The sequence below is a fragment of the Streptomyces sp. YIM S03343 genome, assembly GCF_054729195.1.
Genome location: NZ_JBPUKX010000001.1, coordinates 1,136,573 through 1,151,992, shown reverse-complemented (window position 1 = coordinate 1,151,992; position 15,420 = coordinate 1,136,573). Strand labels below are relative to the sequence as shown.

Annotated in this window: 16 protein-coding genes; 3 read left to right on the top strand and 13 right to left on the bottom strand. The window is 69.5% G+C overall.

What is annotated here, in order from left to right; genetic code table 11:
• Positions 1–3: 3 nt before the first annotated feature.
• The 7 genes from ACSYGN_RS04970 to ACSYGN_RS04940 all read right to left on the bottom strand — a co-directional run bounded on the left by ACSYGN_RS04970 (position 4) and on the right by ACSYGN_RS04940 (position 7,204).
• Positions 4–699 (bottom strand): GNAT family N-acetyltransferase, encoded by a 696-nt coding sequence (locus ACSYGN_RS04970; RefSeq protein WP_460392205.1) that lies wholly within the window; start codon positions 697–699, stop codon positions 4–6.
• A gap of 555 nt (positions 700–1,254) precedes the next feature.
• Positions 1,255–2,190 carry an NADP-dependent oxidoreductase gene (locus tag ACSYGN_RS04965; RefSeq protein WP_460392203.1) on the bottom strand — a complete coding sequence of 312 codons (936 nt, stop codon included), beginning with the start codon at positions 2,188–2,190 and terminating at the stop codon, positions 1,255–1,257.
• Positions 2,191–2,359: 169 nt separating this feature from the next.
• Positions 2,360–3,946: a Na+/H+ antiporter gene (locus ACSYGN_RS04960; protein ID WP_460392201.1), complete on the bottom strand. Its 1,587-nt coding sequence runs from the start codon at positions 3,944–3,946 to the stop codon at positions 2,360–2,362.
• A gap of 87 nt (positions 3,947–4,033) precedes the next feature.
• Complete coding sequence (locus tag ACSYGN_RS04955; RefSeq protein ID WP_460392199.1) at positions 4,034–4,930, bottom strand: aldo/keto reductase; 897 nt, start codon at positions 4,928–4,930, stop codon at positions 4,034–4,036.
• A 181-nt stretch (positions 4,931–5,111) separates the two neighbouring features.
• On the bottom strand, positions 5,112–5,981 hold the full coding sequence (locus ACSYGN_RS04950) for a helix-turn-helix domain-containing protein (RefSeq protein WP_460392197.1): 870 nt from the start codon (positions 5,979–5,981) through the stop codon (positions 5,112–5,114).
• 186 nt (positions 5,982–6,167) lie between these two features.
• Positions 6,168–6,560, bottom strand: a complete 393-nt coding sequence (locus tag ACSYGN_RS04945; RefSeq protein ID WP_460392195.1) for a nuclear transport factor 2 family protein — start codon at positions 6,558–6,560, stop codon at positions 6,168–6,170.
• A gap of 44 nt (positions 6,561–6,604) precedes the next feature.
• Positions 6,605–7,204, bottom strand: a complete 600-nt coding sequence (locus tag ACSYGN_RS04940; protein ID WP_460392193.1) for a flavodoxin family protein — start codon at positions 7,202–7,204, stop codon at positions 6,605–6,607.
• A 324-nt stretch (positions 7,205–7,528) separates the two neighbouring features.
• On the opposite strand from ACSYGN_RS04940, the gene ACSYGN_RS04935 reads away from it, so the two are divergent.
• Entirely contained in the window at positions 7,529–8,419 is an 891-nt protein-coding gene (locus ACSYGN_RS04935) for a DUF5134 domain-containing protein (RefSeq protein WP_460392191.1), read from the top strand.
• Between the two features lie 88 nt (positions 8,420–8,507).
• Complete coding sequence (locus ACSYGN_RS04930) at positions 8,508–8,984, top strand: DUF2752 domain-containing protein (RefSeq protein WP_460392189.1); 477 nt, start codon at positions 8,508–8,510, stop codon at positions 8,982–8,984.
• A gap of 42 nt (positions 8,985–9,026) precedes the next feature.
• On the opposite strand, the gene ACSYGN_RS04925 is transcribed toward ACSYGN_RS04930, so the two are convergent.
• The 4 genes from ACSYGN_RS04925 to ACSYGN_RS04910 all read right to left on the bottom strand — a co-directional run bounded on the left by ACSYGN_RS04925 (position 9,027) and on the right by ACSYGN_RS04910 (position 11,107).
• Positions 9,027–9,335, bottom strand: a complete 309-nt coding sequence (locus ACSYGN_RS04925) for an anti-sigma factor family protein (protein WP_460392187.1) — start codon at positions 9,333–9,335, stop codon at positions 9,027–9,029.
• 110 nt (positions 9,336–9,445) lie between these two features.
• The gene (locus ACSYGN_RS04920) at positions 9,446–9,742 is read right to left on the bottom strand and encodes a DUF2933 domain-containing protein (protein WP_460392185.1); all 297 of its coding nucleotides are present in this window, start codon (positions 9,740–9,742) and stop codon (positions 9,446–9,448) included.
• A 62-nt stretch (positions 9,743–9,804) separates the two neighbouring features.
• A complete protein-coding gene (gene lgt, locus ACSYGN_RS04915) occupies positions 9,805–10,740 on the bottom strand; it encodes a prolipoprotein diacylglyceryl transferase (RefSeq protein ID WP_460392183.1) in 936 nt (311 codons plus the stop codon).
• Between the two features lie 4 nt (positions 10,741–10,744).
• Entirely contained in the window at positions 10,745–11,107 is a 363-nt protein-coding gene (locus ACSYGN_RS04910; RefSeq protein ID WP_460392181.1) for a hypothetical protein, read from the bottom strand.
• Between the two features lie 253 nt (positions 11,108–11,360).
• Here ACSYGN_RS04910 and ACSYGN_RS04905 point away from each other — a divergent pair, with 253 nt between their 5' ends.
• Entirely contained in the window at positions 11,361–12,272 is a 912-nt protein-coding gene (locus ACSYGN_RS04905) for a M56 family metallopeptidase (protein WP_460392179.1), read from the top strand.
• A gap of 28 nt (positions 12,273–12,300) precedes the next feature.
• On the opposite strand, the gene ACSYGN_RS04900 is transcribed toward ACSYGN_RS04905, so the two are convergent.
• Both ACSYGN_RS04900 and ACSYGN_RS04895 read right to left on the bottom strand, forming a co-directional pair.
• The gene (locus tag ACSYGN_RS04900; protein ID WP_460392177.1) at positions 12,301–14,586 is read right to left on the bottom strand and encodes a heavy metal translocating P-type ATPase; all 2,286 of its coding nucleotides are present in this window, start codon (positions 14,584–14,586) and stop codon (positions 12,301–12,303) included.
• Positions 14,587–14,694: 108 nt separating this feature from the next.
• Positions 14,695–15,003 (bottom strand): heavy-metal-associated domain-containing protein, encoded by a 309-nt coding sequence (locus tag ACSYGN_RS04895; protein WP_460392175.1) that lies wholly within the window; start codon positions 15,001–15,003, stop codon positions 14,695–14,697.
• Positions 15,004–15,420: the final 417 nt, after the last annotated feature.

Here is a 15,420-nt window from a genome sequence, read left to right as displayed (position 1 = left end):
GCTTCACGGAGTCCGGAAACCCCGGAAGGTGATGCCCTTACGGGTCTCGAAGCCGAGGCGGTCGTAGAGGGCCATCGCGCCGGTGTTCGTCTCGGCCACGTGGAGGAACGGGCGTTCGCCCCGCGCGAGGATGCGTGAGACCAGGGCGCCGATCAGGCGGGCGGCATGGCCTCGGCCGCGTGCCTCGGGGGCCGTGCAGACGGCGCTGATCTCCGTCCATCCCGGCGGGCGAAGCCGTTCGCCAGCCATCGCCACCAGGCTGCCGCCTTCGCGGATGCCGAGGTAGGTGCCAAGTTCATGGGTGCGCGGCCAGAACGGCCCCGGCTGCGTCCGTTCGACGAGCGCGCGCATCTCGGGCACATCGGCCGCGCCCAGTTCGACCACGCCGGCGTCCGCCTCGGCGGGGCGGGTGCTGCCGGTCCAGATCAGCTGCCGGCCTGCGAGCTCGAACACCGGCTCCCAGTCCGGTGGCGGGGTTGCCGGGCAGCTGAACAGGTCGGCGAAGCCGCCCCGGCCCAGCAGCCGGGCCAGGTCCGCCCAGTCCGCCGCCCCGGCGTCGGCGGGCAGCGCCGCGAAGGTCGCGACACCCGGGAGGTACGTGGCGGCCCGGCCGGTCCGGCGGGCCAGGTGCGCGTGGTGGCCGCGCAACGACTCGCCCACCGGGTCGTCGAGTACGAGGGCAGCATGCCCTTCTGTCATGGTGCGCCTTTCGGAGATGCTGTGCGGTCGGCCGGCCGGTTGTCCGTTCGCCTGGTCGGCCGGGCAAGGCCGCTCGGCGCCGCGATGCCGAGTGACCGTCGTCTTCCCGATCATCGCACCAGGGCTGTCCGCCACCGCATTCCAGGCGGTCCGCTACCGCAGCCCGGGCAGAGCGGCCCTCGCGGCCTCCCTGCGCGGGCACCGCAGGTGTAGGGTGCCGCCACCCGGGTTGACATGTCCAGGGCTCTCTTTCGACCGTTCTGAGAGCGCTCTCAGAACGCCGGAGAGTCCGTCTCGGTACGGAAGCCGAGCAGCCCGGCGGGCAGGGTCGTCCCCCCATCCGCCTCCGACGCGGCCCCGCCCCGGACGCCCTCGCGGTGCGGGCACCCTCCACCGCCGCGGCGTCCTGACGGAGGCCGATCAGGAAACGGGATGACTGGATCATGTCGACGCGCTGCTCGCGCTGATCGCCACCCTGGTCGAGGACTACGGGGACTGGTGACGCAACTGGCCCTCGGCGGCGGTCGGCCTGCGGCGGCAAGCCGTGGCTGCTGCTCAGAAGGTCAGGACGATCCGTCCGCGGAGGCCGCCCGCCTCCAGCAACCGGTGTGCTTCAGGCGCCTGTTCGGGAGGCAGGGTCAGCGCGACCCGTGGGGTGAGCCGGCCCTCCTCGGCCAACTGCCGCAGGCGTTCGAGCTTGGCGTGGTCACGGGCGTACTCCGGCACGAACGTCGTCCGGGTGACGATGCCGCGTTCGGCGGGCACCTGGATGCGATGGACCGACGACGCGATGCGGCCGTTGTCACGTACCGCGCGGCAGGCGGTGTCGGCGATGCCGGCGGTGTCGACGAGTCCGTCGACGCCGTCGGGCACCTCCTTGCGCACCAGCTCCGGGAAGTCGGTTCCACGGGGCAGGACGACGTCGGCGCCCAGGTCCGTGACCAGCCGCGCGTCCTTCAGTGCCGCGTCGGCGATCACCCGGTACCCGGCCGCCTTGGCCAACTGGACGGCACAGCCGCCGACCGCGCCGACTGCTCCGGTGACGGCGATGGTGGCGCCGACCGGGAGTTCCAGCAGGTCCAGGGCCATACGGGCCGTCAGGCCGTTCATCGGCAGCGTGGCGGCCTCGATGTCGCTCATGCCCGCCGGAACGCGGACCACCGACTCGGCGGGGACGACGAGGTGTTCCGCGTACGCTCCGTGTGTCCCGGAGACCACCGCGACGGCCATGACGTGGTCGCCGACGCGGAGGTCGGTGTCGACGCCCTTGCCGATCTGTTCGACTACGCCCGCGGCGTCCATGCCCGGGACGTACGGCGGCTCCGCGTCCGATACGAAGGCGATGCCCCGGCGCACCATCGTGTCGACCGGGTTGACTGCCGCCGCATGGACCCGGATGCGAATCTCACCTGTGCCCGCCTCGGGAGCTGGAAGCTCCAGTACCCGCAATACCTCGGATCCGCCGAATTCAGTCAGTCCAACGGCTTTCATGGAAAGTGCCACTCCTCGGGAAAATGCTTGTGTACCTGGGCGTACTTGGGCGTGCCTGCGGTGCAGTTCTGCCATGCTTTCTTCGGGCGCCTGCGAGCAAAAGAGGGGAATGTCTTCCCCGGGAGTGGGCAACCAGGGGACGGACCCTTCCCCCTCACCGGACCGCCGGTCACTCCACCGTCGCGCCTCCGGACAGGCGGATCTCCTCGTTGTCTAGGTCGGCCTGAAGGCGGCGTAGGACGGTGTCGTCTATGTGGCGTTCGTCGCGGAGGCGGACGACAGTGGCACGTCTGAGGCCGATGAGGGCCAGGTGCAGCGCGGTGTAGTCCCGGTGCAGTACGACCGCAGGGTCGTCGTCGGCACCTGCGCTCCGGGCCCGTGCGGACGCCAGGCGTCCCTCGTACTCCTGGCGCAGCCACTCGACGCTCTTCGGCCCGGTGCCCAGATCGGTGGCGAGCTGTGGCATCGCCTTGAGCGCCGCTTCGATGGCGGTGGTCTCGGCGAGGTGGCGTTCCTCGTCGACCGATGTGTCCGGGGGCAGCTTCGCCCAGCGCACGGCCACCGGGAGCAGGAGTCCCTGAGTCACCAGCGTCACGAGGATGACCCCGGAGGTGACGAAGATGATGAAGCTGCGGTCGGGGAACGGCTCGCCCGAGTCGAGCGTCCGCGGCACCGAGAGTGCCACCGCGAGTGCGACCGCGCCCCGGAACCCGGCCAGCCCGCTGATCACACGGGCTCGGCGACCGGCCCGGAGCAGCCGTCGCTGGGGATGGTGGTCGAGTATGCGGCTGATGGACGCGGACGCGAACAGGAACGCGAAACGTACGGCGACGAGCACCGCGCAGACGACACCCACGGCGATCAGCCCGTCCCTGAGGTCGGCCCGGCTGAGATCGCGAACGGCGTACTGCAGCTCCACACCCACCAGGACGAACAGCACGCCGTTGATGATGAACGTGGCGAGTGACCAGAACGCCAGGGCCTGCGTGCGGTGTTCGGCCCGGATGATGCGCGGCGCGATCTGGGACATGATCAGTCCGCAGGTGACCACCGCGATGACACCGGAAGCCTCGACCAGTTCGGCCAGCAGATACGCGGTGAAAGGCGCCAGGATCATCGCCATGTTGCCCAGCAGAGGGTCGCCCAGACGGCGCCGTACGATCGTGTTGGCGCCCGCAACGGCTGCTCCGACCACGGCTCCGCCACCGTAGGCGAGCAGGAACAGCCCGCCGACGTGCGGAATGCTCAGGTGTTCCTCACCGACCGTGATGCCGACGGCGAGACCGTACACGACCAGGGCCGTACCGTCGTTGACCAGGCTCTCCGCGCGCAGGACGGTCACCTGACGGCGTGGCAGGGCACGGGCCAGTGCGCCGACCGCCGTCGCGTCCGTGGGCGCCACGGCCGCGCCGAGCACCCAGGCCGGTCCCCAGGGCAGCCCGAGTGCGTGTCCGGCCGCCGCTACGGCCCAGGCCGTGAGGATGACGAGGACGGTGCTCATCAGCACGATCCCGCGCAGGTTGGCGCGGATCTCCCGCAGAGAGGTGGTGATGCTCTCCCAGTGCAGCAGCACCGGCAGGAAGAGCAGCAGCACCACCTCCGGCGGGAACTGTGCCTGTCGCACCCCCGGGATGAAGCCCAGGGCCACACCCGCCGCAAGCAGGAGAATCGGTGGGGCGAGACCGAGGCGTTGTCCTACGGCGTTGGCCACGATCACGGCCACGCCCAGGACGACGACGAGTTCCAGACCGTGCAAGTGTTGCTCCCGGAGCAAGGGGGGAGGGAGGGGCGAGGGATGGGCGAGGGAGGGTACGGGCACCCGCCCGCCGTGGGCCGACCGGGCCTAGCGAGTGGTCGTGGGGTCCCAGGCGGTGACGAGGTTCTCGTCGAGCGCGTCGAGGGTTTCCATCTCGTCGTCCGTGAGGGCGAAGTCGAACACGTCGGCGTTGCCAGCGATGCGGTCGGCGTGGGTCGACTTGGGCAGGACGACCAACTCGTGCTGGAGGGCCCAGCGGATCAGTACCTGTGCCGTGGAACGCCGGTGGGCGTCGGCGATCCGTACCAGCGGCGGGTCGTCGAGTTTGCGGCCCTTGGTGAGCGGGCTGTAGGCCTCCACCTGGATGCCGTTCTTGCGGCTGAGGTCGATGATGTCCGCGCGCGAACGGTAGTTGTAGGGGCTGAGCTCGAACTGGTTCACCGAGGGAAGGTGCTCCGCGTGCTCGAGGAGTTCCGTCAGATGGTGCGTCATGTAGTTGCTGACGCCGATGGCGCGGGCCTTGCCCGTCTCCAGGAGATGCTCCATCGCTCGCCACGTCTCCAGGCGGACGCCGGGCACCGGCCAGTGGACGAGGTAGAGGTCGATGTGGTCGACGCCCAGCAGGCGGCGGCTGCGCTCGTAGGCGTCGAGGGTCGATCGGTAGCCGTGATCCGCGTTCCACAGTTTGGTGGTGATGAACACCTCGTCGCGGTCAAGGCCGCTCTCGCGCAGCCCACGGCCCACATCTGCCTCGTTGCCGTAGACGGCGGCGGTGTCGATGTGCCGGTAACCGGCGTCCAGCGCGGCGGTGACGGCCTGCTGGGGGCGCGGCCGGCGGGGCTGCGGAAGACGCCCAGACCGAGGACCGGGATGTGCACTCCGTCGCGCAGCGGCCAGGTGTCGGCGGGACCGCTCGGGGTGCGGTGGGAATCTGGGGACGTGCTCATGGCGTCGGACCCTTTCTGTACGGGTGCCCGGCTGCACACTTGGTTCGGTCGGCAGAGCCGGCAGAGCCGGCGACGTGGACCGGTGTCGATCCACTGCCTCCGCAGGCACCGCGGTGTGGTCGTAGCCCGAGCCTCGCACCTGAATCGAGCACTGTGAGGGGGAAGAAACTCTCCCCTGTCTGCTGCCCTCCTCTCCTGCCCGCCGAGTCCCGAACGGCTCAGATGACGTTGGCGGACGCCATGAGGTTCTGGTCCGCGGCCCAGGAGGCGAGCAGCCGCAAGGCGTCGTGGGAGGGCGAGCCGGGTGGGGCGGTCCAGGCGATGATCTGCTGGTCGGGATCGGAAGCGCAGCCGAGGGTGTTCCATCCGAGGGTGAGATCCCCGACGACCGGATGGCGCAGCCTTTTCGTTCCGATGGTCCTGGCAGCGACGTGGCGCTCCGCCCACCACTGCCGGAACTGCGCATCCTGCGCCGAGAGTTCGCCGACGAGGGCGGTCAGCCTCGGGTCACCCGGATACCGCGCGCTCTCCATACGGAGCTGTGCGATGGCCAGGAGGGCGACCTCTTCCCAGTCCGCGTACAGGGACCGCAGCGCAGGGTCGCTGAAAAGCATCCGGATGTAGGTCCGGCGGTCCTCCGGGATGTTGCCGAAGTCGGCGAACAGGGCGGCGCCCAGTTGGTTCCAGGCCAGAACGTCGGTACGGCGGCCGATGACGACCGCGGGGCTGGTGGCGAGGTCGTCGAGGAGAAACTGCAGCTGCGGGTCCACCTTCTGCCGGGCATGGTGAGGGGGCAGCTCGTTCCTGGCGGCGAGCTCGAAGAGATAGGTGCGCTGGTCCGCGTCGAGTCGGAGCACCCGGGCAAGGTCGGCCAGCAGGGGAACGGACGCCTGCAGGCGGCCTTGCTCGATCCGCGCGTAGTACTCGGTGCTGATGGAGGCCAGCAGCGCGACCTCCTCACGGCGCAGGCCGGCCACCCGCCGTGGCTGTTCGCCGGTGAGCGGAAGGCCTACGTCGGCGGGACTGACATCGGCACGCCGTGCCTTGAGGAACTTCCCCAGCTCGTTCAGGTGCAGGTCACGACTCATGTTTCCAGACTGGCACGACGGCCAGGAGTGTGCGGAGCGGGGGAGAGGGTCGTCCCCGGGGCGGCGCCTGCCCCGGAGGAGGTGCGAGAGAGGACTCAGCCCGAGGTCTCAGCTAGAGGTCTGGGACAGAGGTCTCGGCCAGAGGTCTCGGCCAGAGGACTCAGCGAGAGGTCTCAGCGAGAGGACTCAGACGTTCAGCGCCTGCTGCAGGGCGTGGCTGTCCGCGGCCTGCACCAGGCCGGTGATCTTGCCGTCACGGACGGTCCACAGGTGGATGAACCGCACGTCCGCCTTGTTCCCGGTCTTGGTCTCGGCCTGGTAGTGCCCGAGTACGAAGACGTGGCCGTCGTCGTCCGCGTAGTACCGCTCGGCGATGGACCCGAACGACTCGTAGACCGGCCTCATCGGGCCGAGGAAGTCATGGGCCACCTGGTCCCAGCCGTGGTAGACCCCACCGTTGGGGAAGCCGGGTGTGATGTCCCAGACGAGGTCCGGCGCCATGATCTGCGCGGTGACCTCCGGGGCCATGCCGGATTCGTAGAGACGACGGACGAGGGCGATGTTCGACGGGTCGGACATGGGGGCTCTTTCGACGGGGATTCGGCTGTCATACGTACGCCGGATCAGGCGTTGACGGCGGTGAGGCCGGCCTGGAAGACCGCGGCGACGCGGGTGACGCGGGCGCCCAGGGCTTCCGCCGTGGCGATGTCGGACTTGTGGACGGCCTCGGGACCGGCATCGGTCGGGGTCTGGGCGCCCGCGCCCAGGAAGTAGCCGAGACGGTTGAGGTCGTTCTCGCTGCCGGTGGTGCTTCCCCAGCCGGGCATCAGCCCGAGGCTGACCCAGTGCATGCCGTGCTGGGCGGCCAAGGTGGCGAAGTAACCGAGGGTGGAGGACTTGTCGCCGCTCTTGCCGCCGGAATTGGTGAACCCGGCGGCGATCTTGTCGGCCCAGTCCTGCACGGCCCATTGCTTGCTGCTGGCCTCCGCGAAGGCGTGGAAGGCGGTCGAGGCGGTGCCCATGTACGTCGGGGACCCGAAGATGATCGCGTCCGCGGCGTCCAACTGGGCCCACTGCTCCTCGGTGATCGTGTCCACCGGGATCGACACGACCTGGGCTCCCGCGTCGCCCGCGCCGCGTGCCACGGCCTCGGCGAGGACAGCCGTATGGCCGTAACCCGAGTGGAATGCGACAGCGACGACGGGACGGTGAGTGGAAGACATGGTGGTGCTGCTTTCCGAAGAGGGGATCGGTGATACGCGGCCAGCATGGCACCGGATGCCGACGGTGTGAGGGGGGAGAATCCGTACCCCGGATGAGCTCCGTCCAGGAAGGTCCGGGCCCCTGTATGCCGAGATCCCGGGCATCTGACGGCTCGTCATGAAGGCATCGGATGCGACGTACCCCATCGGCCTCGTGTCATGTGCCCCAGACGAAATGTACTAAGGTCGTTAGCAGTTGATGCCTCTTTGGCGCTCATGATGCCGTGCCATGCCGCGACATCGGCCGTGCGGACCCGCGTTGTTCGGGTGATGGGGAAGGTGACGATGGGAACCCTGGTGCTTAGTTGGACCATCGCACTGGTCGCCGCCCTGGTGGCCGCCGTCAGCGCGGTCCGGGTCGCGACCAGCAGTGGTGAAACGCGGTTCGCTGCGGGCGGCGACCTCCTGATGGGTCTGTGCATGGCAACCATGGCACTCCCGGGGACGGTCGGCTGGTACGCGGGCCACGGTGTGTGGTGGTCGGTGGCACTCGCCGTCTACGGGTGCGGGGCATTGGCGATGGCGGTCAAGCACACGCGCGCCGGCGGATGGAAGCACGGCCGTCACTGGGTGCACCTCATCGTCGGCAGCTTCAGCATGGTGATCACGACGCTCGCGATGACGACCACGTCCTCCGGACCTGTGCTCGCCCTCGGCAGTGGACATTCCATGGCGGCCATGCCCGGCGTGGACGACATGACGACAGGAACACATCACATGGCCGGCATGCAGTCCATGCAGTCCATGCAGTCCATGCAGTCCATGGAGGGCATGCCGGCCATGGACGGTACGGACATGGCGGGCATGACCAGCGCCGCAGCCGATTCGGGTTCCGCGGGGGACTTCGGTTCCGTCTGGCGGTGGTTGATCGCTGCGCTCGCCGCGTACTTCCTGCTGTCGGTGAGTGCCTCTGTATGGGCGAGGATCCGCGGGACCGGCCGGCACGGCCGGGATGCCGGCTCGCGGGGCCTGGGGCGCTGGCTGCTCGCCATGCCGGACACGGTGTTCGTCTTCCTGGCCTCGCTGACGCTGTCGGTGTGGGACAGGACGAAGACAGCACAACGGTCCGGCCACGGCCGACGCCGCAGGCTGGGTGCCGCGCCGGACGCGGCATTGGCCGCCCATATCGGCATGGGTGGCACCATGTCGGCGATGCTGCTGATGATGATCCTCTGAGCGACGGACACGGTTCCGGGGCAACATTTACTAAGCTACTTAGCTGAATGATGCTGGTGCGCGGGCACGAGACGGAGTGAGGAGAACCATGACCCCGATGTCGATGTCGGCAGGTGCGCCGGACCGGCTCCGGTGGCTGCCGTGGGTACGGCTCGAGTGGGAGACGCGGAACGCCCGCTGGTGGGGGTGGTGCGCGGCTGCCGCGGTGGTGTTGGTCGCCGGGGCCGCGATGGCGGTGTGGGGGATGGCCCCGGTGGATCTGCACGAGCCGACGCACTTCGCCGGGATCATGAGCCCCTCGTGCGGGCTGACCCGCGCGGTGGTGTCCGTCCTCCGTGGGGATGTGGCGACGTCCTGGCGCTACAACCCGGCAGGGTTGCTGGTGGTCATGGTCTCGGCGGTCGTGCTGGTACGGCTGGTGGTGGGCTCGGCGGTCGGCCGTGGGCCGGTGCTACGGGTGCGGCTGGGCCGTCTCGGGTGGATCGCACTGGGTCTGGCGCTGCTGGTGCTGGAGATCCGCCAGCAGGGCCAGGCCCAACTGCTGATGACCACCGGACTGCGCTGAACCGCCTTGGGGATTTGCCTGGCACGACTGCCGCCTCTCCGGTCAGCCCCGGCTGTCCATGCCGGTATCCGGGCGGTGCGGGATCCCTGCTCCAGCGGTGAGGCCCGGGATGTGCTGAGCACAGGAGTTCCGGAGGCCGGACGCGTCCTTGCCCGGTGGGACGGGCAGAAAGTCGCGGATGACCGCGAGGATCGCGACGACGCGGGCGTACTCGTCGTGTTCGGTCCGGCAGGTGTCGCAGACGTGGAGGTGCTGCCGGACCGGGGCTGACTCCTCAGGGCTGAGCAGGTTCAGCGCGTACTCCGGCAGCAGTCCGCGTACGACCGTGCAGTCGTGGGTGGGCGGATGCACGGTCCGGTGCCTCCTTTCCTGGCGGCGTGCCCGTGGTGTCAGGACCGTGGGCCGGGCTCCTCCGGCTTGGTGAAGTCCACACCTCGTGAGGTCGGTTCGGCCGTGCCCTGCTACTGTGTCATCGTGGCCCGGAGGATGCGCAGCTCTTCTTGGAGGTCGGCGACCTGCTTGGGCAGATCGGCCTCAGGGGCCGACCCGGACATACCGTGTGCGGCGTGTGCGTCGCCGTGATCGTGGCCGTGGCCGTGCATGCCGCCCGCCCCGCGCATCATGAACATCATGCTGAGCGGGCAGATCGCCAGGAGCAGCAGCGGCAGGGCCGACGCGACCAATGAGGGTTTGACGGCGAACAGGACGGCGGCTACGGCGGCAACGCCGATGAGTACCTTCGGATTGACGTGTTTCATGGTGATCCCTCCAGAGGGTCGGGGTGTCGAGTGGGGCGGCAGGAGGCGCGGGGGAGGGGCGGTCAGGGTGCTCTCCCCGGGAAGGCTGCTTCGCCTTCGGTCGGCGCGGGGGCCTCGGTCGGCGGCGGTGTGGATGTGACGTCCGTCGTGGAGATGGCCGGCCTGTCGCCCGTTGTCGTCGGCATGGTGGGCAGGTCCGCGGTGGGGACGGGGCGGCTGCGCAGGATGAGGAAGACGACGGCGGCGAGGAACAGCAGCAGGCTGGTCCATACGTTCAGGCGCAGGCCGAGGATGTGGTTGGCGGGGTCGACGCGCAGGGTCTCGATCCAGCCGCGGCCGGCCGTGTAGGCGGCGACGTACAGAGCGAACACCCGGCCGCGGTCGAGGCGGAAGCGGCGTTCGGCCCAGATCACGAGTGCGGCGGCGCCGATGTCCCAGGTGGCCTCGTAGGCGAAGACGGGGTGGTAGGTGGCGGCGTCGGGGCTGGCCGCGGGGCGGTACTCCGGGTCGATCTTCAAGGCCCAGGGCAGGGTGGTGGGCCTGCCGTACAGCTCCTGGTTGAACCAGCAGCCGATCCGTCCGATGGCCTGGCCGACCAGGACGGCGGGCGCGAGAGCGTCGGCGAGGGCGGCGAAGTCGATGCCCCGGCGGCGGGCCGCGAACCATGCGCCCAGCGTTCCGCCGGCGATACCGCCCCATACGCCGAGTCCGCCCTGCCAGATGTACAGGGCCTCGATCGGGTTGCGGCCGGGGCCGAAGTACAGCTGCCAACTGGTGACCACGTGGTACAGACGGCCGCCGAGGACGCCGAACGGGACGGCGACCAGGGCGATGTCGAGCACGGCGTCCGGTGCTTCGCCGCGGGCGCTCCAGCGGCGCCGGCCGATGGTGACGGCGACGGCGACGGCGAGGATCACCATGATCGCGTACCAGTGGACCATGAACGGGCCGAGGGTCAGGTACTCGCTGGGTGGGCTCGGCAGGAAGGCGAGTTCCATGGGATCAGGAGCCGCCGTGCGTCATGTCGGTCATCGAGTCGGCCGAGGCGTTGCCCATCATGCCGCTCGTCGATGTTCCGGAGTGGTGGCCCGTCCCGGAGTGTTCGGACGCGTTGCCGTGATGGGCCATCATCTCGCGCATCTGCTTCTCCGCCGCGGCGCGGTCCTTCGCGGGGAGATGCTTGACGCACTGCTGGATCATGGAGTTCGAGTCCTTGGCGTCGCTCGTCCTGGACACCGTTGCCGAGGCGGTCGCTCGCGGGGACGCGTCCGAGGACGAGGCGAACGCCGCGGTGGCTCCGTACGTACCGAGCCCGCCGAGCAGAGCGGCCGCCGCGGCCACCGCGAGGGTCTTGCGCCTGATCATGATCGGAACCCCTTTCCGACTGGTTTGCGCTTGCGCGCTCCGATGTCGCCGAAATTAGGCACGGGGTGTGAGGAACCCATGAAGCGGTCATGTTCAGGCGCTGTGCGCGCTCCGGGCCGCAGCGGGGTCCCGGCTGACGCGCGGCAACCCGGATCCGGCGGGCGCTCCGACCGGCTCGTCGGGAGAGACGAGTACGGATGAGGCCCACGCGCTACGCTCTCTGCTCCGAGTGCTGAACAGGCGGAGCACAGACATGATCACAGCAGCGGGACTGGCCGGATACGCGGCCTTGGCGGGCGCCGTGGCGCCTGCTCTGCTGGCCCGGGCCCGCTGGGCATACCGAGCGCCGGTCGTCGCGGTCCTGGCGTGGCAGGGCCTCATGGTCACGTTCGTCCTGGCCACCGCCCTCACGGTGTATCACCTGGTGATGACCGAACAGCACGTACACGATGGACTGGTCGGGTTGTTCACCGCGTGCGGTCTGGCCGCCGACGCCCCGGTCAGCAAGACGTCGCCCACCCTCGGGGACGCGCTGGTGATCGCTGCCCCCGTCACGGTTCTGCTGTTGCCGGCCTTCTGCCTGGTCCGGTGCGCCTGGCGCGCTCGATGTGCTCGCGCCCGCCAACTCGACCTGCTGACCCTGGTCGGTGAGCGGGCGCCCGAGCATGGCGCCACGATCGTCGATCATCAAGTCCCGGCCATCTACTGCCTGTCGGGGCGCGGCTCCCACATCGTCGTCACCCGAGGCGCCCTGGACGTGCTGTCCGAGGACCAACTGCGGGCCGTACTGGACCACGAACGCGCCCACATCGCGGGTCGGCATCACCTGCTGAAGGTCTTCGTCGACGCTTTCTCCCGCGCCTTCCGGCGCCTGCCGCTCGCCCGGCACGCCAAGGAACAGACGAACCTGCTGCTGGAAATGATCGCGGACGACCGTGCCCTGCGGTTCCACTCACGGGAGACGCTGGCCACCGCGATCTACGAGGTCGCGGCCGGGCAGACCCCGCAGCCGGCTCTGGGAGCCGGTGGTTCGGGCGCCCTCATCCGGCTGGGGCGCGTCCTCACCCCGCAGCCCCGGCCGCCGCGGGCGGCACGGTTGGGCATCATCGTGGTGGTGACCGTCGCCGCTCCGCTGCTTCCCTTGCTGGTGGCGTGCGGGCCCTGATTTCGGCAGGACCCGCACTGTCCCATGGCTACTTGAAGGACCGCAGCCGCAGGCTGTTGGTCACGACGAAGACCGAGGAGAACGCCATCGCCGCGCCCGCGATCACCGGGTTGAGCATGCCGAAGGCGGCCAGAGGGAGAGCGGCGACGTTGTAGCCGAAGGCCCAGAACATGTTTCCCTTGATGGTGGTGAGGGTCTTGCGGGACAGGCGGATGGCGTCCGCCGCCACGCGCAGGTCGCCTCGTACGAGGGTGAGGTCGCTCGCCTCGATCGCCGCGTCCGTGCCGGTGCCCATGGCCAGGCCCAGGTCGGCGGTGGCCAGGGCTGCCGCGTCGTTGACGCCGTCGCCGACCATCGCGACCGTACGGTCCTCGCTCTGCAGTCGCTTGACGACGTCCACCTTGTCCTGGGGCAGGACCTCGGCGATCACCTCGTCGATGCCGACGGCCCGGGCGACGGACTCCGCGACGAGCTGGTTGTCGCCGGTGAGCAGGACGGGGCGCAGGCCCAGACGGCGCAGTTCGGCCACCGCCTGCGCGCTGGTCGCCTTCACCGCGTCGGCCACGGTGAGCACGCCCCGCGCCTCCCCGTCCCAGGCGACGGCCACCGCCGTACGGCCCTCGGCCTCGGCTGCGGCCTTGGCCTCGGCCAGCTCCCGCGGGAGCTCGATCGCCCACTCGGTCAGCAGCTTCTCGCGTCCGATGAGCACCGCGTGCCCATCGACGACACCCTGGACGCCCACCCCGGCGACGTTCTCGAAGCTCTCCGGGACCGGCAGGCTCCCGGCCCGCTCGACCGCGCCGGCGGCGATCGCCCGGGCGATCGGGTGCTCGGAAGCGTGCTCCAACGCTCCGGCCAGCCGCAGCAGTTCGGCCTTGTCGGTGCCCTCGGCGACGTATACGTCCTGGAGCGTCATACGGCCGGTGGTCACCGTGCCGGTCTTGTCCAGGACGACGGTGTCCACACGGCGGGTGGACTCCAGCACCTCCGGGCCCTTGATGAGGATGCCCAACTGGGCGCCGCGGCCGGTGCCGACCATCAGTGCCGTCGGTGTGGCCAGGCCCAGCGCGCACGGGCAGGCGATGATGAGCACGGCGACGGTCGCGGTGAACGCGGCCGTGGCGCTGCCCGTGACGAAGAGCCAGGTCAGCAGGGTGCCGAAGGCGATGAGGATGACGATGGGCACGAAGACCCCGGAGATCCGGTCGGCCAGGCGCTGCACGGCGGCCTTGCCGTTCTGCGCGTCCTCGACCAGCTTCGCCATCCGGGCGAGCTGTGTGTCCGTGCCGACCCGGGTGGCCTCCACGACCAGCCGCCCGCCCGCGTTCACCGTCGCGCCCGTGACCGCGTCGCCGAAGCCGACGTCCACCGGCACCGACTCGCCGGTGAGCATGGAGGCATCGATCGCAGAAGCGCCCTCGACGACGGTGCCGTCGGTGGCGATCTTCTCCCCGGGCCGTACGACGAAACGGTCGCCGACCGCCAACTTCGCGATGGGGATGCGGACTTCCTTGCCGTCACGCAGAACGGAGACGTCCTTGGCACCCAGTTCCATCAGTGCCCTCAGCGCGGCGCCGGCCTTTCGCTTGGACTTCGCCTCCAGATAGCGGCCGGTGAGGATGAGGGCGGTCACACCGGACGCAACCTCCAGATAGATGGAGGAGGAGCCGTCGGAGCGGGAGACGGTGAGGTCGAAGCCGTGCCGCATGCCCGGCATGCCGGCGTTGCCGAGGAACAGCGCCCACAGGGACCAGCCGAACGCGGCGAGCGTGCCGATCGACACCAGTGTGTCCATCGTGGCGGCGCCGTGCCGGGCATTCGTCCAGGCGGCCTTGTGGAACGGGAATCCACCCCAGACCAATACGGGGGCGGCCAGCGTGAGCGACAGCCACTGCCAGTTGTCGAACTGCAGGACCGGAACCATCGCCATGAGGACGACCGGCACCGAAAGCACCAGGGACACAGACAGACGCTGACGCAGGGAGAGCAACTCGTCGTCCCGCTGTCCCACAGCGTCCTCGGCGCCGGTGGTCGCGTCGGCCGGGGGAGCGGGGGGCAGCGGCTGCTCGGCGGTGTAGCCGGTCTTCACCACGGTGGCGATGAGGTCGGCGACCTCGATGCCCGGGCCGTAGGTGACTTTCGCCTTCTCGGTGGCGAAGTTGACCGTGGCGGTCACGCCGTCCATGCGGTTGAGCTTCTTCTCGATGCGGGCTGCGCAGGAGGCGCAGGTCATGCCGCCGATGGAGAGCTCGACGTCGGAGATCGGGGTCGGAGGCGTACCGCTGAGCGTCGTCTCTGGTGCCGTGCTGGTCATGCGTGTCTCCTGAAGGAGGCCGGGACGCACGGTCTCCGTATCAGCGGAGCGGTACGTCCCGGCGGGGGAGGTGAATGACGTGATGGTCGGGTGGTTCCTCGGGAACAGTCAGACCTGGCCGACGAGTTCGTAGCCGGCCTCGTCGACGGCGGCACGTACGGCCTGCTCGTCCAGCGGGGTGGCGGAGGTGACGGTGACCTCTCCGGTCTTGGCCACTGCCGTGACGGAGGTGACGCCGTCCAGGGCACCTATCTCCTTGGAGACAGAGGTCTCGCAGTGGCCGCAGGTCATGCCCGACACCTTGTAGACGGTGGTGACGCCGATGTCCTGAACGTCGGTCGTGGTGTCCGAGCCACAGGAGCCGCCGGAGCCGCAGCAGCAGGAGTGGGAGCCGGAGTTCGTCGTCTCTTCGGTCATGGTCTCTTCCTCAGGGTGTGGTGGTGCGGGGTCGGTTCTCGGGCCGACGGAGATTTCTCGGCCCGTCCCGACGGCAACGAACGATATACCCCCCTGGGGTATTTCACCAACTGTGATCACCGCTCACATGGCACTGGCCGACCTGCGGCTGCGATCACTAAGCTACTTAGGGGTCTTCGCGGCCCTCGGGTGAACATCGCATCAAAACCTGGCCCGGGATGATCTCCGCGTCGTGGCGACTGCTCACTGCGTCGAAAGGTTGGGTGCGGACTGCAAGCCTGCCTGGAAGAGCGGCTCACCGGCATCGCCATCTCGCTAAGACGTTTAGTGCATGGGTCGGGCGGCCCGGTGTGCGGGGACGCTGGACCCATACCGGGTAGGGGTATCTGTGCGACAGTGGAGTCATGCCACCCACAG